17 protein-coding genes are annotated in these 21,238 nt (G+C 67.6%); 14 read left to right on the top strand and 3 right to left on the bottom strand.

Annotation, left to right across the window (positions count from 1 at the left end):
* The first annotated feature begins 438 nt into the window (after window positions 1–438).
* From trbF to OCL97_RS21045, 8 genes are all read left to right on the top strand, one after another.
* Window positions 439–1,122 carry a conjugal transfer protein TrbF gene (gene trbF / locus OCL97_RS21010; protein ID WP_377371668.1) on the top strand — a complete coding sequence of 228 codons (684 nt, stop codon included), beginning with the start codon at window positions 439–441 and terminating at the stop codon, window positions 1,120–1,122.
* 35 nt (window positions 1,123–1,157) lie between these two features.
* Window positions 1,158–2,156 (top strand): P-type conjugative transfer protein TrbG, encoded by a 999-nt coding sequence (trbG, locus tag OCL97_RS21015; protein ID WP_377371669.1) that lies wholly within the window; start codon window positions 1,158–1,160, stop codon window positions 2,154–2,156.
* Window positions 2,157–2,159: 3 nt separating this feature from the next.
* On the top strand, window positions 2,160–3,404 hold the full coding sequence (locus OCL97_RS21020; RefSeq protein WP_377371671.1) for a TrbI/VirB10 family protein: 1,245 nt from the start codon (window positions 2,160–2,162) through the stop codon (window positions 3,402–3,404).
* Between the two features lie 10 nt (window positions 3,405–3,414).
* The gene (locus tag OCL97_RS21025; RefSeq protein ID WP_377371672.1) at window positions 3,415–3,753 is read left to right on the top strand and encodes a hypothetical protein; all 339 of its coding nucleotides are present in this window, start codon (window positions 3,415–3,417) and stop codon (window positions 3,751–3,753) included.
* Window position 3,754: 1 nt separating this feature from the next.
* Window positions 3,755–4,009 carry a DUF2274 domain-containing protein gene (locus OCL97_RS21030; RefSeq protein ID WP_377371673.1) on the top strand — a complete coding sequence of 85 codons (255 nt, stop codon included), beginning with the start codon at window positions 3,755–3,757 and terminating at the stop codon, window positions 4,007–4,009.
* 716 nt (window positions 4,010–4,725) lie between these two features.
* Window positions 4,726–6,126 (top strand): DnaA N-terminal domain-containing protein, encoded by a 1,401-nt coding sequence (locus OCL97_RS21035; RefSeq protein WP_377371674.1) that lies wholly within the window; start codon window positions 4,726–4,728, stop codon window positions 6,124–6,126.
* Window positions 6,127–6,279: 153 nt separating this feature from the next.
* On the top strand, window positions 6,280–6,600 hold the full coding sequence (locus OCL97_RS21040; protein WP_377371676.1) for a type II toxin-antitoxin system PrlF family antitoxin: 321 nt from the start codon (window positions 6,280–6,282) through the stop codon (window positions 6,598–6,600).
* A gap of 3 nt (window positions 6,601–6,603) precedes the next feature.
* Entirely contained in the window at window positions 6,604–7,104 is a 501-nt protein-coding gene (locus tag OCL97_RS21045) for a type II toxin-antitoxin system YhaV family toxin (protein WP_377371677.1), read from the top strand.
* Here OCL97_RS21045 and OCL97_RS21050 read toward each other — a convergent pair.
* Both OCL97_RS21050 and OCL97_RS21055 read right to left on the bottom strand, forming a co-directional pair.
* On the bottom strand, window positions 7,101–7,502 hold the full coding sequence (locus OCL97_RS21050) for a hypothetical protein (RefSeq protein ID WP_377371678.1): 402 nt from the start codon (window positions 7,500–7,502) through the stop codon (window positions 7,101–7,103). The genes OCL97_RS21045 and OCL97_RS21050 overlap by 4 nt on opposite strands.
* A 236-nt stretch (window positions 7,503–7,738) precedes the next feature.
* Window positions 7,739–8,074 (bottom strand): DUF736 domain-containing protein, encoded by a 336-nt coding sequence (locus OCL97_RS21055; protein WP_377371679.1) that lies wholly within the window; start codon window positions 8,072–8,074, stop codon window positions 7,739–7,741.
* Between the two features lie 478 nt (window positions 8,075–8,552).
* On the opposite strand from OCL97_RS21055, the gene OCL97_RS21060 reads away from it, so the two are divergent.
* Window positions 8,553–9,440, top strand: a complete 888-nt coding sequence (locus OCL97_RS21060; RefSeq protein WP_377371680.1) for a toprim domain-containing protein — start codon at window positions 8,553–8,555, stop codon at window positions 9,438–9,440.
* A 337-nt stretch (window positions 9,441–9,777) separates the two neighbouring features.
* Here the strand turns inward: OCL97_RS21060 and OCL97_RS21065 are convergent, their stop codons facing one another.
* Window positions 9,778–12,774 carry a hypothetical protein gene (locus OCL97_RS21065; protein ID WP_377371681.1) on the bottom strand — a complete coding sequence of 999 codons (2,997 nt, stop codon included), beginning with the start codon at window positions 12,772–12,774 and terminating at the stop codon, window positions 9,778–9,780.
* 310 nt (window positions 12,775–13,084) lie between these two features.
* On the opposite strand from OCL97_RS21065, the gene OCL97_RS21070 reads away from it, so the two are divergent.
* The 5 genes from OCL97_RS21070 to OCL97_RS21090 form a co-directional block, all read left to right on the top strand.
* Window positions 13,085–15,136, top strand: a complete 2,052-nt coding sequence (locus OCL97_RS21070) for a ParB/RepB/Spo0J family partition protein (RefSeq protein ID WP_377371682.1) — start codon at window positions 13,085–13,087, stop codon at window positions 15,134–15,136.
* A 188-nt stretch (window positions 15,137–15,324) separates the two neighbouring features.
* Window positions 15,325–15,588, top strand: coding sequence for a type II toxin-antitoxin system Phd/YefM family antitoxin (locus OCL97_RS21075; protein ID WP_377371683.1), 264 nt, complete (start codon window positions 15,325–15,327; stop codon window positions 15,586–15,588).
* Window positions 15,589–15,698: 110 nt separating this feature from the next.
* Window positions 15,699–16,022 (top strand): growth inhibitor PemK, encoded by a 324-nt coding sequence (locus OCL97_RS21080; protein WP_377371684.1) that lies wholly within the window; start codon window positions 15,699–15,701, stop codon window positions 16,020–16,022.
* A gap of 122 nt (window positions 16,023–16,144) precedes the next feature.
* On the top strand, window positions 16,145–20,413 hold the full coding sequence (locus OCL97_RS21085) for a strawberry notch-like NTP hydrolase domain-containing protein (protein ID WP_377371685.1): 4,269 nt from the start codon (window positions 16,145–16,147) through the stop codon (window positions 20,411–20,413).
* A 146-nt stretch (window positions 20,414–20,559) separates the two neighbouring features.
* Window positions 20,560–21,238 (top strand): ArdC-like ssDNA-binding domain-containing protein (locus OCL97_RS21090; protein WP_377371686.1); only part of this gene is annotated, 679 nt, incomplete at its 3' end.

Below are 21,238 nucleotides of genomic sequence, written 5' to 3' on the forward strand. Positions count from 1 at the left end.
CGTGGGCAGCCTGGTGGGCGGCGGCGGGCAAGTCGCCGCGGCCCGCGCCGCGTCCGGCGCCATCAATTCCGGCGGTTCAAGTGGGGGTGGCCCGTCGAGCGGCGGGGGTTCTCCATCAGGATCCGGCCCGGGTCCATCGTCCCCCAGATCGCCAGCCTCCCCGGACGCCTCAGCCAGTCGCGCGGCCGGTGGCGGCGGTTCGCCCAAAGGCGCGCCGCCTCCGGAGCCGGCGCCGAGCAAGCCCGCCCCCCCGCCTTCCCCTGGCGGCGCCTCCCTCGTGGCCCGCGCCGAAGCCCGTCGCGGCGATGGCCTTGGCGGCATGGCGCGCAACTCCGCGGCAGCAGCCACCGCGGGCGACAGCCAGGGCCCCGGAATGTCCGCCACGGCGACCCGCCGCGATCCCGAGCCGGAGGCTTAACCCCAGTGAGAAGAGCGTAGATGAACCCCTTCAAACGCCCCAACGATCGATATGGCAGCTCGGCTCCGGTCGAGAGCCCCTACCTGCGGGCCTCCAGGGAATGGGACAACCGGATCGGCTCCGCCGTCGTCCAGGCCAAGAACTGGCGCATGGCTGCTTTCGGCTGCATGGGACTGGCTGCGCTGGCGCTGGGCGGCTTCATCTATGAAGCCAGCAACACCAACATCGCCACCTACGTCGTGCCGATCGACAAATACGCCCGGCCCGGGCGCATCGAGCTGGCCGGCCGGATCTACCAGCCGACGACGGCGGAGATCGGCTACTTCCTGGCCGACTGGGTGCGGCGCACCCGTTCCAAAAGCATCGATCCCATCGTCATCCGGGACAACTGGACCGGCGCCTATCACTTCGTCGCCGGCCCGGCGATCGGCCAGCTCAACAGCTATGCCAAGGCCAACGATCCGTTCGCCAACGTGGGCGCCCAGGCGATCAATGTGGAGATCGTTTCGGTGCTTGCCCGCAGTCCAAGCACCTACCAGGTGCAGTGGCGCGAGACGCAGTTCAACGCCGGGACCTCCGGCGTCACCGAGAACTGGACCGGACTTTTCACCGCCAAGATCAACCCCCCGAAGAACGAGGCCGAGCTGCGCGCCAACCCGCTGGGCATCTTCATCACCGCATTTCAGTGGAGTCGCGAGCTATGAGCGCCATGAGAGATAGATCCCTCCGCGCCTGGAGCGTGCCCGGTCGGATAGGCGGCCTGGTGATCGTCCTGGCGATGGCCGGCGGCGGGGCGGTCCTGGCGCAGGCTGCGGCGCCGCAGTCGGTGACGGTCCGCTCGGTCATCCCGGCGCCCGCCTCACGCTCGGCGCCAGCCAGCGCGGTCACCACGACGACGACCACGAGCGTCGCGCCGGTCGCCAAGGCGGCGGCGGTCAGGCGGCCCGTTCGGCGCTCGGCGCCGCGGACCTACGCCCGGCCGGGCCCGCTCCGCACCGTGCAATCGGCCAACAGCAGCGCACGCGACTATCCGACGTCCGGCGCCTACATCAATTCGGCGCTCTATTACGACTTCGATCCGGGCCGGCTCTACACCGTCCACGCCAGTCCGCACTTCCTCACCGCCATCACGCTGCGGCCGGGCGAGAAGCTGATCTCGAAGGCCGCCGGCGACACCATTCGATGGGTGCTCGGCGAAACCGTACAGGGCGCGGGCGCGTCGCAGCAGGTCATCGTGATGGTCAAACCCATTCGTGGGAATCTGCGGACCAACATCATCCTGACCACGGACCAGCGGACCTACCTCCTGGACGCCCGCAGCTACGAGGGCGACACCTATACCAGCGTGATCAGCTGGAATTACCCGCAGGAGCAGATGCGCGACACCCAGGCGGCCCGCGCCGCTGAAGCCCAGTCGGTCGTGGCCTCGGGGCTGGCCATCGACCGCTTACATTTCGGCTACGACATTAGGACAATCCACTCGCGCAAGCCCAGCTGGCAGCCGATCCGGGTGTTTGACGACGGCTTGAAAACCTACATCCAGTTCCCGACCAACATGGCCGCGTTTCAAGCCCCGCCGCTGTTCCTGATCGGGCCGAACAAGCAGGTTCAGCTGGTCAACTACCGTTACCTGGGCGGCTACTACATCGTCGACCGGCTGATCGACGTTGCCGAGCTGCGGCTTGGAGAGAAGAAGCAGACGGTTGTGCGGATCACCCGCTCCCGGGATCGGGGGTGATCGATGAGCCACCTTCCCCCAGATCCGCCGCTCGATGGGCGACCGCCCTACGAGCCTGAACGCAAGGCCAGTTCGGCGAGCGTGCTGAGCGCGCCCCGGGTCCCAGTCACCCGCTGGAACCGCAAATATCTGATGGCGGGGGCCGCCGTCTTGGCCAGCATCGTGGCCGGCGGGTTCTACCTGGGCTTTGGCGGGGCGCACGCCTCCAAGGGCCGGCCCGACGACTCGCAGAACGCCGCCGACACATCGAGCCCGCAGACGCCGGAAATCGCCACCCGCTACGCGGCTGGCTACGCCGATCCGGCGGTGCGGCCCGGGACGACCAGCTTGCCGCCACCGGACGCGCTTGCGGCCCCTGTCGGGACGCCGCCGGCCGCTGGCCAGCCCGGGCAACCGGCGCCGGTGGATCCCGCCGTTCAGGCGGCGCGCGAGCAGGCGCTGGCCGCCCGCGCGGCCAGCCCGTTCTTCGGCGGCGCCCAGGCTCAGCCGCAGGCCGCCTCGCAGACTCCCGATCCGGCGCCGATGCTGGCTGCAGCGCTGGCGCCTGGCTTCGGCACGTTGCCCGCGCCGGCCGCCGGCGACGTGCAGCCGGCCAATGGGCAGGCCGGCAAGCGCCAGTTCGCGGCCGGCGCCAGGGTCGATGACTATCTGACCAACCCTCTGCAGGCGCCGATCAGTCCTTGGGAGGTCAAGGCCGGCACCATCATCTCGGCCGCCCTGATCACGGCGATCAACTCCGATCTGCCGGGCCAGGTGATCGCCCAGGTCACCGAGCCGGTCTACGACCACAGAACCGGCGCCACGGTGCTCATCCCGCAGGGCTCGCGGCTGATCGGCCAATACGACAGCCAGGTCGCCTACGGCCAAAGCCGCGCGCTGATCGCCTGGAACCGGGTGATCATGCCCGATGGCCGTTCGATCAACATCGGCTCGATGGCCGGTGCCGACCTATCCGGCGCGGCCGGGCTGCAGGACAAGACCGATGGTCACTTCTGGCAACTGGCGCGCGGCATCGCGCTCTCGACGGTGTTCTCCGTCGGCGCGGCGGCGGCGCAAGACGCCGGAACCCGCAGTTCCGGCGGGCTGGTGATCAACAGCGCCGGCAGCGGGATTTCCACCTCCGCCCAGCAGGTTGGCCAGCAGGTCACCGCTCGCGACCTCAACCGGCAGGCCACCTTGCGGATCCGGGCCGGTTGGCCGCTGCGGGTCATCGTCAACAAAGACATGATCCTGGCCCCCTACCCCTAAGCGAGGCGCCATGACCGCCACCACAGAGAAGCTGGGACTGTTCCTGCCCCAGGGTCTGCACGAGCAGATGGTCCAGGCCGCCGCCGAGCGGCTGAGCGGGCGCAAGACCCCGCGAGGCGGCGTTCGGCTGGTCTACGAGCAGGCGTTCAACGACCTGCTGGAAGCCTTGGACGCCGGCCAACTCGTCGCCTTTCCCGCCGTGCGCGGGCCCAAGCATCGGATTTCGGTGCGGGTCTCCGGTCTGCTCTGCGCCCGCATCCGCGGCCGTCTCGATCCCCTCAACCTGAAGCTCACCGACTTCGCCAGCACGGCGATCGCCGGTTTCCTCCATCCCCCAGAAGGAGCCTGACGTGGCCCGTGAAACCAAGACGACCCTCGCCCTGCCGAAAATCGATCTCGAGGAGAAGGCGCTCGATGTGCGGCTGCGCCTGAAAGGCAAGGCCGCCGTCGATCTGGCGGACTACCAGCGCGCCTATGCCGAGACCAACGGCCATGCCGTCGAGCTCGATCGCCTGGCCGCCCACATCCTCGCGGCCTTCATCGATGCCGATCGGGGCTTTCAGGCCTGGCGTCGATCCAATCCCGCGTCCGGCGCGCAGTCCTGAGGTCAATATGACTCAGCGGAACGGTCGATTCCCGATTCTGGGCAAGACCAGAGAATTCCCCGGCAGGGGCTATTTCGTCAGTTCCGGCACCTGCGGAGGCCTATGGCGCGAGGCAGACTCAACCCACCCTTCACCTAGTCGAATCGCGTGTGCAGCGCGTGGGGCGGCGTGCCTTGGAGAGACCGATGACCTAGCGAGATGAAGCCTAAAACGGCGAAAGCCCCCGACTGCAATCGAGGGCTCTCGTGAAATTCGATCAAGCTGCTTCTGGGCGGCGTTTGATGGGGACAGGCTAGGCGTTTCGTTTTTGGCGTCAAGACCCCAAACGCTTCCTTGCGGCCGTCGAACAGCACACGCCGGCGCGGGCTTCGTCCTTGAGAAGGACGACCACCATGCCCTCCCCTTGACTGACCGATCCGGGCATCGAGCGCCCGTGCCCCCTCACCGAGGCCCTGCCTCAGCGTGATCGCCCGGCTTTGGCCGGGCTCAACCAGGATCTGAACCGTGACCTAAGACGAGACCCTAAAACGGCGAGAGCCCCCAGTTGGCGCTGGAGGCTCTCGGAAATCGCAGTGCCGTTGTGAGAGGCGGCAAGAAGATCGGTCCAACTTATGGCGCGTTTTGAACGTCGTCAAGGACCGGATGGCGGAGCTTTGTCTCCGATTCCTGCGTGTTTCAGCCCGTTCAGACGGCCTCGTCCCAACCCGAGGGACGACATGCAAACCGCAACATCGATGGACGACTGGCGGCCTGGCTTCGCCAAGCGCGCCGACAATTTCCATGAGGTCTGTGACCGCGCCCAGGCCTGGCGCTGGGAGCCCGGCGTCTCCGTGCCGCGCATCCTTTATGCCGTGATCGTCGGCACGCCGGAGCTGACGATTCCCCAGCGGATGACGCTGCTGGTCTATGCCCAGCACCTCAACCAGGACCGGCTGGAGCAGAACCAGGCCTGCGTATGGCCGAGCTCAAAGCTGGTGGCCCGCTACCTCGGATGCGGCGTGCAGACCGCCCGCGCCCATCGCCGGGCCCTGGAGAGCAAGGGCTACATGGTCCGCGACTACACCCGCGCCAACCGGCCGGCCGGCGAAGAGGCCTACGATCTCGCCCCGCTCGCGGCTCGCCTGGAGGAAATGGAGGACGCCGACGGCTCGATCCGGGCCGTCCACGCGGCTGAGCGCGCAGCGCAATATGAAGCTGTCGTTGGGCTTCATAATATCAGCGCCCGGGAGGCGAAAATTCGTCACCTAGAACAGTCCCAAAAGAACGTCAGTTTATCTGTACAGGGGGCGGACGCGCCTACGGCGCGGATTCAACCATTGAGTCGGCGTGCTCCGCCCACCGAGAACGGCAAGGCATACGGGACCTCGATCAACCGCCAGCAAAGCGGGAATGGAAGCGCCAATTGCTCTCCGGGGGGAGCAAGCGGTTTTGGCGGTGATCATTCTGCACCCTCGGTGCGGGCGGAAATGGCCCGTCAGGAGCTTACGGCCGCGTTCCAGGTGTCTCCGCGACTTGCCGCGCTAGTGGGGCCTGCCGTCGTCGCCGATCCGCTCAGCGCCTCGCCCGCCGATGTCGCCCGGGTGACCGCCGCGGTGCAGGATTTGCTGCCCGAGCCGGAGCGAAACAACGACCAGACCTTCGAGTGGGCCCTGAAGCGCCATGGCCTGCGGGCCATCTCGATGCTGGCCATCGCCATCGAGGACACCGACGTCCGCAGTCCCTGCAAATACTTCGGGAAAATGGCCTCGTTCGAGCCGCTCGGCGCCCCGGACCTGCGGCTCAACTTCGCCCGGATCCTGCGGGCGAAGGGTGAGGTTCCGCCCCCGGCCGCCGTGCCCAGCCCGGCGACGGTGATGGAGGCGCCGGGCGCCGACGATCCCTGCTGGCGCGGCATCGACGAGCAACTGCGCCGCATCGTCAAGACTGGCCCTTACGGGAGCTGGTTTGGCCGGATCGGATTCCACGGTTTGCGGGGCGGGGTTCTCACGATCTCAACGCCCAGCGGGATCGCCGCCGACCGGATCAAACGCGATTTCATGCGTGAGATCCTGCTGGCCGCCAAGGCTGCGGGCCACGAGGTCGGACGAGTGTCGATCATCGTCCGCAAGCTGACATGACGGGCCGGCGATCGGGCGCCATTTTCGCGCCATCGCAGATTGGTCGGGCGTCGGCGCCAGAGGACTGCCGGCGGGTTGATTTTGCGGGAAATGGCAAGCATCGACTTGTGGATGTAAGGAATTTTCCTTACATGTTGACGGAGGAGTTCTGCCATGCCGTTGATCGAGAAGGTCGCAACGATAACCGCCAAGGGCCAAACCACCATACCCAAAGCGGTGCGTCAGGCGCTGGGCGCTGATTATGGTGGCAAGATCGCCTATCGGATCGATGAGCACGGTGTGAGTCTTCACCGCGTGGAGGCGGTGGAGGATCCGGCGCTCGGCGCCTTTCTGGAGTTCCTGGCGAGCGATATCCGCGCCCATCCGGAGCGGATCCAGTCGGTCTCATCAGACCTGCGGGCTCGTATCGAGGCCCTGACCGCTGGATTGGAAGTCGATCTTAATGCCCCCATCGAGGGCGAGGTCGCGCTTTAGCCGATGGTCGCTGTCCAAGGCTGGGACCTGTTTGCTCATCCCCTCCTTCTCGACCAGCTCGACAAACTTGTCGCTACGGTCGAGCGCGAGAGGATCAAGCAGCCCAAGACCTATCAATCCGGGGCGAATGCCAAGCTGCTTGCGGCGCTGCGGCGTCTGATCTTCGAGGTCATCCCCGAAGATCCCGCCCGCGTCGAATATCGCCAGGGCACGACCCTGGGCGCGGATAGAAAGCACTGGTTTCGCGCTAAGTTCGGCGGCGGGCGCTTTCGCCTGTTTTTCCGTTACGACTCCAAGAGCCGGATCATCGTCTACGCGTGGGTCAACGATGAGACGACGTTGCGCACCTATGGTTCTAAGACGGATGCCTACGCGGTGTTCCGCGGGATGCTGGACAAGGACACTCCGCCGGACAGCTGGGACGTTCTGTTAAAGGCCGCGTCGAACGAGCCGGCCGTTCAGCGCCTGGCAGGGTCAGGTCCTGCTCAGACCGAAGGCGGTTAGTCTTCGTCGCTGTCGGCGATCGGGCCGGCTTGTGCTTTCCTGACCTGAGGGCGCTGCTCGGTCGCCAGGGTGATCGAGCCATAGTATCCGAAGTCGTCGCGGACGGTGGCGATGGCCAGGTCGACATCCCGGTAGGTCTTGGGCTGGTCGGACTTGAAGAGGTTGAGACGATATTCGCCGGGCCGGTTGATCAGCCGCACGAACATGGTCCAGCGCTCGTCCTCGCCTTCGACTAGGCGGACATCCGTAAGAGCGCCGCCATTGCTGAGATAGACCGAAAGGCTCCGAATACGGATAGCCTGTTCGGGGTTGGATCCTACGATCCAGGCTTCTTCGCTGGTCACGGTCTTGTTGCTGGGATCGGGTTGGCCGGGAGGGGAATCGAGGTCTTTGGTCAATGAAGGCATTCCCCGACGGCGCGCCCAGCTGACGCCTGTGCCAGCAAATCAGCGCCAGCCCTGTATCAGAAATCGGCCTTCGTGGCTGGCGTCAACTCGTGATTTTTGAGTGATAAACGCTTAAGTTGATAGCTTGCGGTATGGGGGAGCGCCCTCCCCCTGGACCAGAGCCTCAGTCTCCGGTCACCCCCTCCAGCGGGGTGGGCCCCGCAACGCCCCATCCTTCGTCTGCGCGTCTAGGCGCGCGCCCACACCATGCTGAAGCGTTCGCCGCTGGGCGCGACGTGGTCCTCGACCAAGGTGGCGGAGAGCGGTCCCGGGAAGGCCGGGTCGTCGAGCTCGACGTCGATGTGAAGACAGTGTTCATCGCAGGTCCGCTTCCAGCCAGCCCCGAGCTGGGTGTCGATGCCGTTCGGGCCTTTGGCGGTGCCGGCGGCGTAGATCAGGAAGTCGGGACTATCAGCCCTGGTTTTCGCGGCGGGCCGCATGACCAAGTCTACATCCAGGGTCAGGGTGCGGATCGCGCCGTGCAAGTCATTCCCACGTTTGATGAAGGTGCCGATGGTCGCCATCAAATCTCTCTCATTGCATGATGAGACGCGCTTGAATCGCGGTCTCGATGGCCATTCCCCGAAGTAAGCGGCGCACCCCGAGGGCGCGTCGCCGAAGTGTGTTCCTTGTCCCGCACCGTGGCCATTCGGCGGGCAGTAATGCTGAAACGCAACGCTGTGGGACTGGGCGCGGTGTCAGCGATTGAGGTCAAGCCGTCGGCTCAACCAGAAGCTGTCCCGACATTCATCAAACGCCGGGCGTTTTGGGAGGTTCCGAGGTGACTTTCATAAAGAAAAAGGCCCTATTTGAGGCGTGACGCTGCGTAATGTCTCGACGCGGAGAACGCCCTGCTTTGCCCTGCGACAGTGGTGGTGACCACGGCGGCCCCCAAGGTTGAAAGGTGGGTGTGAGGTTGGATTGGCGAGCGGCCCGTGTGTGGGTTTGGCCTGGCTGACGCCAAGCTTGCAGCGCCGCGGCGCTGAAAATCGGAGGTGATTCATGTCCCTGAGCCATATCGTCAGGGCGCTCGGCGGAGAGCTCTATGACGGCGGCCGGCGCGCCAATATCCCCGCCCCGGGCCACAGTTCCGCCGATCGTTCGGTCTCGCTGCTGCTGGAGGACGACCGGGTCGTCGTCCACACCTTCGGTGACGGCGACTGGAAGGCGGTCCTGGACCATCTGCGCGACAACCGGCTGATCGACGTCCACAACGCGCCGACCTCGGTGTCTGGCGGCGGCCCCCGCGCGGCCGTGGTTGCACAACTGCCGGACCCGCAGCGCCTGGACGCCGCCAGGCGGCTCTGGGAAGGCGGCCGGGCGGTCCAGGGGACGCTCTGCGAACGCCACTGCCGCCTGCGCCATATCCGGCGCGCCCTGCCCGGCCCCGAGATCCTGCGCCATGGCGGAGACACGCCGGTCTCCGCCTACGTCCAGACGCGCCATCGCCGGCCGGCCCTGATGGCGGCGATCTGCGACGCGCAAGGCGTGTTCACCGCCGTCGAGGTCACCTACCTCGCACCGAACGGCCATAAGGCCTTGGACCTGCGCCTGGCCCGCAAGACGGTCGGACCCGTGCCGGCCGGCACGGCCGCGCGCCTGGATCCGGCGGCGCCGGAGATGCTGGTGGCCGAGGGGGTGTTCACCACGCTCTCGGCCACCGAACGCTTTGGCCTGCCCGGCTGGGCCCTGATGTCGACCCGCAACCTGAAGACCTGGTGCGCGCCGCCGGGCGTGCGCTCGGTGCTGATCGCCGCCGACCGTGGCCTGGATGGGGTGGCTTCGGCGCAGGTCCTGGCGGCCCGCCTGCAACGCCAGGGCGTCGCGGCGCGGATCGAGTCTCCGCCCGAACCCTTCGGCGACTGGAACGATGTGGCGGAGGGCTCATAGCGTGGCTACTGGGATAAGTGGCTGAGACTAGCGGAGCTGTATGACGCCCACCACTTGACAGGTCCGCTCTTCGGTCCAAGGCAAAAGGCAGCCCTGCGCCATCAGCGGCCGTTGGTAGCCGGGCGACTAGCGGACCTTCAGGCAACACCGAACCGGTACCCTCAACGCTAGCTGCGTGGCTAGCAGCTGGTCATACTCATCTGACAAGCTTCTATTGCGCGATCGCCAGTTTGGGAAAATGCCCCGGCAATTCGTTTTGACCGCGAATACGTTCGATCCTGAGGCTCTTCGCACCAATCGGCGCAGCGGCTGAACTGAGCCTACGGCGCCTCTGACCTCAGGCTTGCGCGCGACGGGCTATTCCGAGCAGCCGCTCGAATCGCATTTCCGTGCGCAGGGCGGGCTCCACCGACACCAAGTCATCTAACCAGGCGCCGAGATCGCGTGGCGGGTAGGCGCTATCAACCAAAGCATCGAGCAACTCCAGGCCAGCACGCGGATGTGCCATCAACAGCACCTGATGATCGTCCCGGATCATCGCGAGGGCGTCACGGTCGTCGCGCCCAGACCCAACGACAGCGGGGGTGACTACGGTCACCGCTTCCGGAAAGGCTTCGCCGGTCCTGAGCATCATGCCGGTGAGATAGTAGGTCGACTCCGCCGACTGCAGCGCCGGCGCCATGGGCCACACCGCAACGAACAGCGGTCCAAGAGTTTCTCGCCAGTGCAGCGCGCGGGAGTCTCGGTCCGTATCCTCGATCTCCCTGAAGAGCTGGAACGAGGCATGGCGCCGCCACTCGGCGTTTGTCGCGGCCAAGGCGGCCTTCGTCTCCGCGAAGCTTGGCCATGCGTCCTCCGCTTCACCCGCCACGCGATCCCGCGCCATCCGCAGGAGATGAAAGACGAGGTTCTCGCTCGCGGCTTCGAACCGCCGAGGCGCGCCGAACGCCCCCAGGAACGCCGGTCGGAGCACGGCGAAAAGGGCGTTGCGCCAGCGTCCCACGGTCGCGAACTGCGCCCAGATGGCCGGCGCCCAGTCGTGGTCGATCGCGAAGAACGGAACCAGCCGCGCTTCAGCCCAATCTGGATCGAGACGGTGGAGCATCGGCAGGGTTCGGCCCAGGGCGGCCACGGCGATGGCACCGCGAGCGCCGGCAAGATCGACCAGACGATCAAGACGCTGCTTGAAGGCTATCGGCACCCCGACGCCATCGTCGACGCCCAGTTGTCCAATCTCATGGACAAGCAGACGGGCTAGATGGCCCGGTGCCCGATTGAGGATGTCGGAGGCACGATCGGTGCCGCCGTCATCCTCCCGCGGGTCCGCGACCAGAACATCAAGTAGCCGATCCCAGAGCGCGATCCGGTCCTCGGGCGCTACGGCGGGCAGTCCCGCGCGCCGGACCATCCAGGAACTTACAGACGTCGCAAATCCTGAGAGCTCGCCGACCCCCGCGTCGGCGAGCGCCGCGACCACCCGGCGTTCCAGGTCGGGGTCGTCAAGCTCGTGCAAGGCCCAGAAGAAGGGGATCCAGGCGGCGCTGGGCCACTCGCCGGCCTCGCTGCGCGCAGCGAGGCCCTCGAAAGCGCGAACCGGATCGGCGGCCACAAATTTCCGCCAGATCTCCCCCTGCCGCCAGGGATCCTCCGCGGCCAAAGCGCCTGCACGCGCCACGAGCTCGTCGGCGGCGACATCGTCCAGGAGCTCGGGTTCGCCCTGCGCGCCAGGCCGCGTCTCCGACCAGCTCGAGAAGTCGGCGCGCTCGTCGACCTCGAGCTCCCACTTGGGGTTGGCGCCCCTGAACGCCGTCAACCGCGCAGCCGCCGCCGGCCCGAGCCCCGGAGCGATGTGCTCCTGGCGTGCAAGGCGGAGGAAGGTCTCGCGCTCCATGACCCCAGCAACCTGCTCCTCCATCCCCAGATCCTCGACAAACAGGACTCGCGGCGGCCCCGCGGCCATGCGGGTCTCCAAGGCCAGACGATCAGCCGGGTCGAACTCCGCCCAACGCAGGGCAGCCAGCCGCATCACCTCCCGGCGCAGGTCCGAGACCCAGAAGTGCTCATCATTCAGGGCCAGCAGGTACTCAGCCGCCCACCGCGGATCGAATAGGCCCGGAAGGGTCAAGGCGTGAAGATAAAGCCGCAGCGAGAGGCTGTAGGACTGGCCGGCGAGCTGCTCGGCGGCGGCGCGCGCCGCGTAGGGCGAAGCGGCGGCCAACCGCTCCAGCAGATCGGCCACAACCCGGACGATCGGATAAAAGCCCTCGCGGAGGCTGTCCTGGGCGTGCGGAGCGACGGACTTGACCTGGAAGGACGCGCGATCGAAGCCCTGCCCCGTGAAACCATGGTCTGTGGCCTCCTCGAGTGCGTCCTCAAGGGCGCGGATGAGCGTCCGCAGCAGGGCAGCGTCCTCGGCCGGCGGCCATAGACCGAGGAGTTCTGCAGGGTCGGCATGGACCGGACCGCCGTACCGGACATCCATCAGCCGCGCTTCGCGCTCGGCCTCGACCTCTTCCGGCCACTTGAACACGGGTCGGGCCTGAGGCCGGGGGGTGAACAGCCGGGCGACCTGCCGACGCAGGTCGAATCCCGCGTCCCCCCCGGCCAGGCGGCGCCGGATGTCGAACCAGCCGTCGTCCCATTGGGTCTGCTTCGCCGTGCGGTTTCCCAGCAGAAGCCGCCAGGCGCGGGCGAGATCGTCGGGAACCTGCGCGCGGCCCAGAGCGAACTGAAGTTCTTCAGCGGTCACCCGATCGATGGCCTCATTCTGCAAGGCTGCGAGATCGATGTGGGCGAGCCGGCCGTGCAAATGCAGCACTCCCGAGAAGTCCGCAGAACCTGGCCCGGGCATGTCGGCAACCGCCCGGCTGGGCAATGGAAATCCGCGACTCTCGCGCCAGGCCTGTTCGAACAGGACGTCGAAATTGGTGGTGATCAGCCGCGGACGCATGTCGGCGTCGCGCGAGAGACGAAGCAGATTGAGGTGATCGGGGAGCGGGATGCGAGGAGGCGCCGTGAGCTCGTCCTGGACCGCGTTCAAGATCCGGGACCGCGCGTTCGCGGCCATCCGGGCGTCGGCGCCGCCCATCCGCGTCTGCAAGGCGAACAGCGCCCGATCAAGCGCAGGCGCCGGCCCTTCGATCCAAGGCGCTTCAGCGGGCTGACCATTCCAGGTCTCTCCAAGGGCGATATAGACCGCCGCGACGAGGCCATGAAACGATGGGAGGCCGACCCCTCGGGACACCCCAGCGCCGCACACGAACACAACGGCGCCGCGCTCCTGTGCCTCGAGCAGTTCGGTCGGGATATCAGGGCCGTTGTCGAGGAACTGCATTCTATGGGGTGATGCTAGTGGGCGCGGTGACGGGAAGCGATTCACGGGAGGCTATCACGACGCGGAACACACCTCGTCCGGGTCTTTCCCGTCGCCGGCGACGTGCCGCTCATCTCGCCCGGCTACCCGGATGCAGACCTTCCCAACGGAAACAATGAGCCCTTCTGCGAAGTTCGAAACGTCCGCTCGGCGGAATCGCACGCCGCCGCACCTAGCCCATCTGCGGCTCCGGAAAGGAGGGAGGTAGGGAGGGGCTGGGTGCGCTCAGGGGCAGGATGACCCTCGCCCACGGCGCTGGAACCCTGGTCCAATGACCCATTCTGTCACTGCTACGCCCGTCTCGAACCTGGTCTTCGTCTCCCTGCAGGACCTGGCGCTCGCCCCGGAAAATATCCGCTTCAAGGAGCCCGCCGACGACGGCATCCCGCGTCTGGCCGACACCATCGCCGCCGCCAGTGTGGTCATCCCGCTCAGCATCCGACCCGGCGCCAAGGGCGAGAAGCCGTTCATGGTGCTGGACGGCCGCCGGCGTCTGTTCGCCTTGCAGGCCCTGCTCGCGGCGGGCCGCGTCGAGGCCGACCATCCGGTGAAGTGCGAACTGTTCGAGGACAAGGCCGCCCAGGCCGCAGCCGCGATGCTCTCCAACGCCGAGCGCGCGCCGATCCACGTCGCCGACGTGATCGTGGCGATCGGCAAGCTTCGCAAGTCGAAGATGGATACCGCCGCCATCGCCGCGGCGCTGGGCTACGACGACCTGGAGATCAAACGCCTTGAGGCGCTGGCCCACGTGCATGGCAATGTGCTGAAGGCCTTTCGCAAGGGCAGCCTGACCCTCAAGCAGGTCCGCCTGTTCGCGCGGATGCCCGACAAGAAGCAGCAGGGCGAGCTGGCGGAGACCGCGCTCGACGGCCACTTCCACGACTACCAGCTGCACCAGCTGATCAGCGGGTCGCGCCTGACTATCGAGGACGACCGTTTCGGCCTGGTCGGGATGGCCCGCTACATCGCCGCCGGCGGGCGGGTCGAGTCCGACCTGTTCGCCGAACTGGCCGATGTGCTGCTCGATCCTGCCAAGCTGCAGGATCTGTGGCGGGAACGCGCCGCCCCCTTCGTCGAGGGGTTCAAGCAGCTTGGCCTCGCCGTCTATATCGGGCGAGACGCCGGCTTCCGGGCCCCGGAGGGGTTCGAGACCCTGCCCTACGTCTACCCGGGCGACCTGACCGATGAGACCAAGACGGTGCTGGCGGCCGCGCGGCAGCGGGTGGCCCAGGCGGCGCGTGATCTCGGCGGCGTCGATCTCGCCGCCGACGATGCGGCGCTGACCATCTTCCCCCTGCTGCAGGCGAAGATGGAGGTGGCCTCGGCGCCGCTGAAGCGGCTGGCGCTCGGCGCGGTCATCCTGTCACCGGACGGAGCGACGGGGATCTCGGCCGAGTTCTTCGCCGCGCCGGTGTCGGAGGAGCTGCTGGATGAGGCGGGGGATGAGGAGGCCGACGAAGACGATGCGAGCGGCGGCCAGGCCAATGGCGCGCGCTACGGTCGTTCCGCCAGCGACGTGGAAGTGCCCAAGGCCGACGTCGATGTGGAGGGTTCCAGCCACGTCCTGCACGAGACCCGCACCGACGTCGCCACGCGGGGGCTGATCCGCGATCTCGCCGACAATCCGGCCGCCGCGCTGACGGCCTTGGTCGCCCAGCTGTTCAAGCAGTTGGCGCTGCACGGCGGGTCGGGCCAGGAGGAGTCGGCGCTGACCATCAACGCCACCGGCTACCGCCGGGGCCAGATGCCGGCGATCGGCGCTCTGGACGGTGATGTTCGAGACCGGCTGGAGGCGCGGCGTGTGGACTACAAGGCCTCGGGGCTTCGGCCCATCGCCTGGGTCGACGGCCTCGCTCACGGGGACAAGATGGCCTTGCTGGCGGAACTTACCGCCATCACCCTGAACCTTCGGGAAGCCCGCACCAGCAACATCCGGAGCTCCGCCCGGGCCGAGGCCATCGAGCTGGCCGAACTCTGCGCCGCCGACATCTCGGCGCACTGGACGCCTGACCCCGACTACCTGGCCGTCCACTCCAAGAAGCAGCTGCTGGTGCTGCTGGACGAGATGCAGGTGGATGATCCTCGGGCCAAGACCCTGAAGAAGGACGAACTGGTCGTCCTGGTGGCCGACGCCGCGGCCGAGCGGCAGTGGGCGCCGCGGGTGCTGTCCTGGGAGGGCGCCACGGTTGAGACGCCGCCGCCGGCCGATGAGGACCAGGACCAGGATCAGGACCAGGACGAGGGTGATGAGGTCCTGGCTGACGACCTGACCCCAGGCCTTGTTGCGCCTTCTACGGAGGGACCGGTTCAGCACGCGGCCTGATCGGAGCCGTTTCTGGATACGTCTAGGCAGCCTTGGCTGTCAGGGGACCTCGCCGGCATTGCCGGCGGGGTCCTCTTTCTGCTCGGTATTTCTTGCCATTGGAGGCTACGGGGGTGTTGCCGAGCGCAGCGCTCGCCAACACCCCAAATGTGCGTTATATGTATAACTTGCATTACGTGGAGGTTGGTGTGCGCGTCTCGACCGCAGACTTCATCAAGAACTACGGCACGCTCGCTGATCGCGCCCTTGCCGAGCCGGTGACGATCACCAAAAATGGTCGTGATCGCCTCGTCGTCGTTTCCGCGGCCGAATATGATCGCCTCAAGCGGCGCGACCGCCGGGTCGTTAGAGCCGAGGACCTATCGGATCAGGAGCTTGGCCTCATCGCCGAGACCAAGGGTCCTGCCGAGTATGGCCACCTTGATGCCGAACTTGATAATTGGAAACCGTGAGCTGGCCTGATCCGCGGCCCGGGCTCGTCATCCGATATTCCTACCTCTGGCGACGCGAGGCTGACGCTGGTCGTGAAGAAGGGGTGAAGGATCGGCCTTGCGCGATTGTCTTGGCGCTCGAGACCGCAGCGGGTGAGACGACCGTCTACGCTCTCCCGATCACCCATTCGCCGCCCTCAAATCCCGAGGACGCCGTAGAGCTGCCGCAGCCGACGAAAGCCCGCCTGGGCCTCGATAGTGATCGATCCTGGATCGTCATCACGGAGGCCAATGTGTTCATCTGGCCTGGTCCTGACCTGCGTTTCCTTGCCGGCCAGGGCCCGGAGAGCAGCGTCCACGGCATGTTGCCGCCCGCGCTGCTGAGTATCGTCAAAGACCGCTTTCTGGCGCGCGCCCGGGCGCGCCGCGCCAGCGCTGTGAAGCGCACCGAGTAGATTTGACCCTCCGGCGTTCCTGCCCTCGCCGCCAAAAGGAGGGGGGAATGGAGCGGGCTTGGTGAGCCCGATGGGACTGGAGGGAGGAGCCCGCCGCCACGGGTGATCGGAAGATCCCCGCCATGAACGCGACATTCCCCCTCTTCAGCGCCCTTCAGACTCCCGGGGCCGCCCAGGACAAGGCCGCCAACACGCTGGCCGCCGCCCGGGCGCTCATCCCGCACCTCAATCGGTCGCGGGCGCTGGATCGCAAGCTGGTGGCCAGCACCATGACCATCTCCTTTGGTGGCTCGGACGCCGAGGGCGCCTGGTCGTGGCGCGACGCCTACGACGCCATCGAGGCGGCCCTGGTGCTGCAGCTGCGCCGGCTCAACTCGCAGATTGGCCGGCTCGAGGACGCTCCGGCCGAGATCGCAGTTTTGCTGGCCAGCGTCACCGACCTGACCTTGACCCACACCCGCCGCAGCGAGGAGCAGGTCGCGCTCGACCAGTTTTCTACGCCGCCGGCCTTGGCCGCCTTGGCGGTGCTGGCCGCCCAGGTCCGGCCTGGCGACAAGGTGCTCGAACCGTCGGCCGGCACCGGGCTGATGGCGATCATCGCCGAGGCGTGCGGGGCGACGCTGGAGCTCAACGAGATCGCGCCGCACCGTTCGGCTCTGCTGGACGGCCTGTTCCCAGCCGCTTCGCGCACGCGCCACGACGCAGCGCACCTGAAGGACACCCTGCCCTCGTCAGGCAGCTTCCAGGCCGTGATCGCCAATCCGCCGTTCCAGCGGCTGGAGGGTCACCTCCACGCCGCCATCGACTGCCTTGCGCAGGGCGGACGGCTCAGCGCCATCGTGCCCACGCGCCTCTTCGAGGACGCCGGGGCGATGCAGGCGCTCTCCCGCCGCGGCCGGGTGGTGGCGTTGATCGCCTTCCCGCCCCGCGCCTATGCCAAGCACGGAACCTCTGTCGAGACCGGCCTGCTGGTGCTGGACCGCGTCGAAGAGTGCGGCGTCGGCGGCGCCGTCAAGGTCGTCAGTGGCGAGACCCTGGCCGATGTCGCCAAGCTGACCGCCGCGCTGGACCCGCGCCCGACCGCCCAGCCGCGCCAGTTCCGGTCGGTCTCCAACGTCGCCTTCCTGGCGCCGCGCGACCGCGCCCTGGCCACTCCGTCGACCCGCCTGGGGTTCCTGGCCGGGGCATCGGCAGTGGCGTTCGAGACAATCGCCTGGTCGGGCGAGGGCCACGACGTCGGCCTCTACCAGGCCTACAGGGTCAGCCGCCTGGCCTTGCAGGGGAGCCGTCCACACCCCTCCGCGCTGGTGGAATCCGGCCCCATGGCGTCGGTGGCGCCGCCGGCCCCGACCTATCGCCCGCTCCTGCCGACCAACATCGTGCAGGAGGGGCTGTTGTCCGACGCTCAGATCGAGACCGTGATCTACGCCGGTGAGGCGCAATCGGGGCTGCTGCCGGGCTGGTGGATGCTGGGCGAAGCGCCGCACAAGCTGGTGCTGGTCAGGGAGGGCGCCCCCGGCGCCTTCCAGCTGCGCCGCGGCTTCTTCCTCGGCGACGGCACCGGCTGCGGCAAGGGTCGCCAGGCCGCCGGAGTCATCGCCGACAACATGGCCCAGGGTCGCCTGAAAGCGGTGTGGATCTCCAGGAACGACACGCTTCTGGAGGACGCCCGGCGGGACTGGACGGCGATCGGCGGCTCCGCCTCCGACATCACCCCGCAGAGCGCCTGGAAGCAGGCCGACGCGATCCGCATGGACCGGGGGGTCCTGTTCACCACCTACGCCACTCTGCGTCAGCCGGCGCGGGGGATGCGTCTTTCGCGCCTCGACCAGATCGTCGGCTGGCTGGGCGCGGACTTCGACGGGGTGATCGCCTTTGACGAAGCCCACGCCATGGCCAACGCGGCGGGCGGCGGCCAGGGCGCTCGTGGACCCAAGAAGGCTTCCCAACAGGGGATGGCGGGCCTGGCCCTGCAGAACAGGTTGCCCAATGCGCGGGTGATGTATGTCAGCGCCACGGGCGCGACCACGCCCGAGAACATGGCCTATGCCGCCCGTCTGGGCCTGTGGGGCGGGCCGGAGGCGCCGTTCAACACCCGCGACGCCTTCATGGACGCCGTCGAGAAGGGCGGCGTGGCGGTCATGGAGCTGATCGCCCGCGAACTGAAGGCGCTCGGCCTCTACATCGCCCGGTCGCTGTCGTTCGACGGGGTGGAATATCAGGCGCTGCGTCATGTGCTGACCGGCGACGATGTCGAGATCTGGAACGCCTGGGCCGGCGCCTACCAGCTGATCCACCAGAACCTGCGCGCCGCCCTGGAGGCGGTCGGCATCACCGAGGACGGCAAGGCCAAGAGCGGTCAGGCCGCTTCGGCGGTCATGTCGGCCTTCGAGGGCGCCAAGCTGCGCTTCTTCGGCGCACTGCTGGCGGGCCTGAAATCGCCGACCCTGATCGCGGCGATCCGCGACGACCTCGTCCAGGGACGGTCCAGCGTCGTGCAGATCGTCTCGACCAATGAGGCGGTGATGGAGCGCCGCCTCGCCGAGATCCCGCCCGAAGAGTGGAACAACCTGACCATCGACCTGACCCCCAAGGACCAGGTGCTCGACTATCTGATGGGGGCCTTCCCCATCGCCGCCATGGAGGCGACCCCGGATGAGGAAGGCAATGTGACGATGCGCCCGTTGATCGTGGATGGTCAGCCGGTCGTCAGCCAGGAAGCCCTGCGCCTGCGCGAGGCGCTGGTCATCCACCTGGCCTGCCTGCCCGCCGTTCCGGGTGTGCTGGATGCGGTCCTGGGCGCGCTTGGCCCGGACAACGTCGCCGAGATCACTGGCCGCTCGCGGCGGGTCGTCCTGCGCGATGGCCGCCGGGTGGTGGAGCGTCGCAGCGCGTCGAGCGCCAAGGCCGAGACCGACGCCTTCATGAGCGGCAAGAAGCGGGTGCTGGTGTTCTCCGACGCCGGCGGCACCGGGCGCAGCTACCACGCCGCCCTGAACTGCCAGAACCAGGACCGTCGCCGGCACTATCTCTGCGAGCCGGGCTGGCGGGCCGACGCGGCGATCCAGGGCCTTGGCCGCTCGCACCGGACCAACCAGGCCAGCGCGCCGCTGTTCTGTCCGGTCACGACCGACATCCACGGCGAGAAGCGGTTCACCTCGACGATCTCGCGGCGGCTGGACAGCCTGGGCGCCCTGACCAAGGGCGAGCGCCGAACGGCTGGCAACGGCCTCTTCCGGCCCGAGGACAATCTCGAAAGCCCGTGGGCGCACCGCGCGCTGCAGGCGTTCTACGTCGCCCTGCATTGGGGGAACGTGCCGGCGATGGACCGGGTGACCTTCGAGCAGAAGACCGGGCTTCAGCTCCTGGACAGCGATGGCCAGTTGAAGAAGGCCGAGGACCTGCCGCCGATGAACACATGGCTCAACCGGCTCCTGGCGCTACGGATCGAGGATCAGAACGCCCTGTTCGAGACCTTTGACGCGGTGCTCACCAGCATCCTCGAACGGGCCGCGGCCTCGGGCGCTCTGGACAAGGGCATGGAGGACATCGTCGCCGACGACTTGACGGTGACGTCGGAGGAGGTGATCCGGACCGACGCGGTGTCGGGTGCGCAGACCAAGGTCGTGACCTTCGCCGTCCGCACGCGCCGCGTGCTGGTGTCGGCGTCGGACGCGCTGGCCGGGCTCGATCCGCAAACGCTGGAGTATGTGGTCAATGCCAAGTCGCAGCGCGCCGGCCTGGTGGTGAGGGGCCTGACGACGACCGACGACGATGACCGTCTGGTTCAGGCTGTCCGGCTGATCCGCGCGGAGAAGCGCACTGTGCTGCCCCTGAAGACCTACGAGGAATCGGCCTGGGAGGCGGTCGCCGAGCCCATCTGGCGAGCGACCTGGGATGCCGAGGTCGCCGGCGCCGATCCCTGGCACACGCGCGAGCTGGCCCTGGTCACCGGGCTGCTGCTGCCGGTGTGGAGCAGTCTGCCGAGCAAGCGGACCTTTGTCCGCCGTTTGAAGGCTCCAGACGGGCGGCGCTGGCTTGGGCGGGTTCTGGACCCCACGGATGTCACCAAGCTGAAGATCGCGCTTGGGATCAGCGACGTCGCCACGGCCGTCGGCTCCGGCGACAACGCGGCCAGTATGGTCCTCGGCGAGAACAGCTCCATCGCCCTGACGGGCGGGTTCTGGCTTCGGCGGGCCAAGGTGATGGACCGCTACCGGCTTGAGGTTGTCGGCGCCGGCTCCCAGCGCGCGATGTTCCAGGTGCTCGGCTGCTTTGTCGAAATCATCAACTACACCCCTCGCGTCTTCGTGCCCATCGACCAGCCACAGGTGCTCTCGGCCGTCCTGGCCAAGTGGCCAGCCCAGACCATCCTGCCGGCGGCGGCGTAGAGGTCATCAAGAGCCGTGGGCTTGCGCCGGCGGCTCTTTTTGCGGGATGCGCCGGGGGCGCCGGCGGCGTGGGGGAAAGGCGGAGGAAGGGACCGGAGGGTTGAGCGACCGGGAATGGATCCGGCGCGAAACCGCCGGAGGACCAGATGTCCAATCCCCTTGAGCCGCTGTTGAACGAAATCATCGCCCGCCTGGAGCGCGGCGTGCCGCCCTGGCGCCAGCCGTGGGCGCATGGGGCCGACCCGTCCACGCCCCTGCGGTCCGACGGCCAGCCGTTCAGCGGGTCCAACGCCTGGCTCCTGGCGTTCGCCGGCGCGGAGCGCGGCTATACGAGCCCCTTCTGGTTCACGTTCCGGCAGGCGCTGGCGATCGGCGCGCCGGTCGCCAAGGGCGCCCGAAGCGCGTTGGCGATCCTCTACAAGACCCGGGTCGTCGATGGCCGCGACGTCGCCGATTCCGGCGACGTCGGCGAGGGCGAAGCCAAGACCCTGCGCTACTTGAAAACCTACGCGGTGTTCAACGCCGAGCAGCTGACTGATTGTCCGCAGGCCTATCTCGAGGCGCCGAAGGTCGACCCTGTCATCCGGGCGGCGGCGCGCGAGGCGGTGCTCGATGCGATCCCGGCCAGGCTGGAGATCGGCGGTAACACCGCCTGCTATGTGCGCGCGGCCGACCTTATCCGGATGCCGCCGCCCGAGGCGTTCGGGTGCGTGGAGGACTGGAAGTCGACCTATGCTCACGAGGCCATCCATAATGCCGGGGTCCAGATTATGCCGCATGGCCGGGACCAGCGGTTGGCGCGCAGCCTTCCAGCCACGCGCCGGT

This window comes from Phenylobacterium ferrooxidans (genome assembly GCF_042714595.1).
GTDB classification, from domain to species: domain Bacteria; phylum Pseudomonadota; class Alphaproteobacteria; order Caulobacterales; family Caulobacteraceae; genus Phenylobacterium; species Phenylobacterium ferrooxidans.

Coding starts and splice junctions, on each gene's coding strand:
- OCL97_RS21065 (WP_377371681.1), bottom strand. CDS start 12,774: ATGCAGTTCCTCGACAACGGCCCTGATATCCCGACCGAACTGCTCGAG.
- trbF (WP_377371668.1), top strand. CDS start 439: ATGAACCCCTTCAAACGCCCCAACGATCGATATGGCAGCTCGGCTCCG.
- OCL97_RS21070 (WP_377371682.1), top strand. CDS start 13,085: ATGACCCATTCTGTCACTGCTACGCCCGTCTCGAACCTGGTCTTCGTC.
- OCL97_RS21045 (WP_377371677.1), top strand. CDS start 6,604: ATGGTCGCTGTCCAAGGCTGGGACCTGTTTGCTCATCCCCTCCTTCTC.
- OCL97_RS21025 (WP_377371672.1), top strand. CDS start 3,415: ATGACCGCCACCACAGAGAAGCTGGGACTGTTCCTGCCCCAGGGTCTG.
- OCL97_RS21060 (WP_377371680.1), top strand. CDS start 8,553: ATGTCCCTGAGCCATATCGTCAGGGCGCTCGGCGGAGAGCTCTATGAC.
- OCL97_RS21020 (WP_377371671.1), top strand. CDS start 2,160: ATGAGCCACCTTCCCCCAGATCCGCCGCTCGATGGGCGACCGCCCTAC.
- OCL97_RS21085 (WP_377371685.1), top strand. CDS start 16,145: ATGAACGCGACATTCCCCCTCTTCAGCGCCCTTCAGACTCCCGGGGCC.
- OCL97_RS21035 (WP_377371674.1), top strand. CDS start 4,726: ATGCAAACCGCAACATCGATGGACGACTGGCGGCCTGGCTTCGCCAAG.
- OCL97_RS21055 (WP_377371679.1), bottom strand. CDS start 8,074: ATGGCGACCATCGGCACCTTCATCAAACGTGGGAATGACTTGCACGGC.
- OCL97_RS21040 (WP_377371676.1), top strand. CDS start 6,280: ATGCCGTTGATCGAGAAGGTCGCAACGATAACCGCCAAGGGCCAAACC.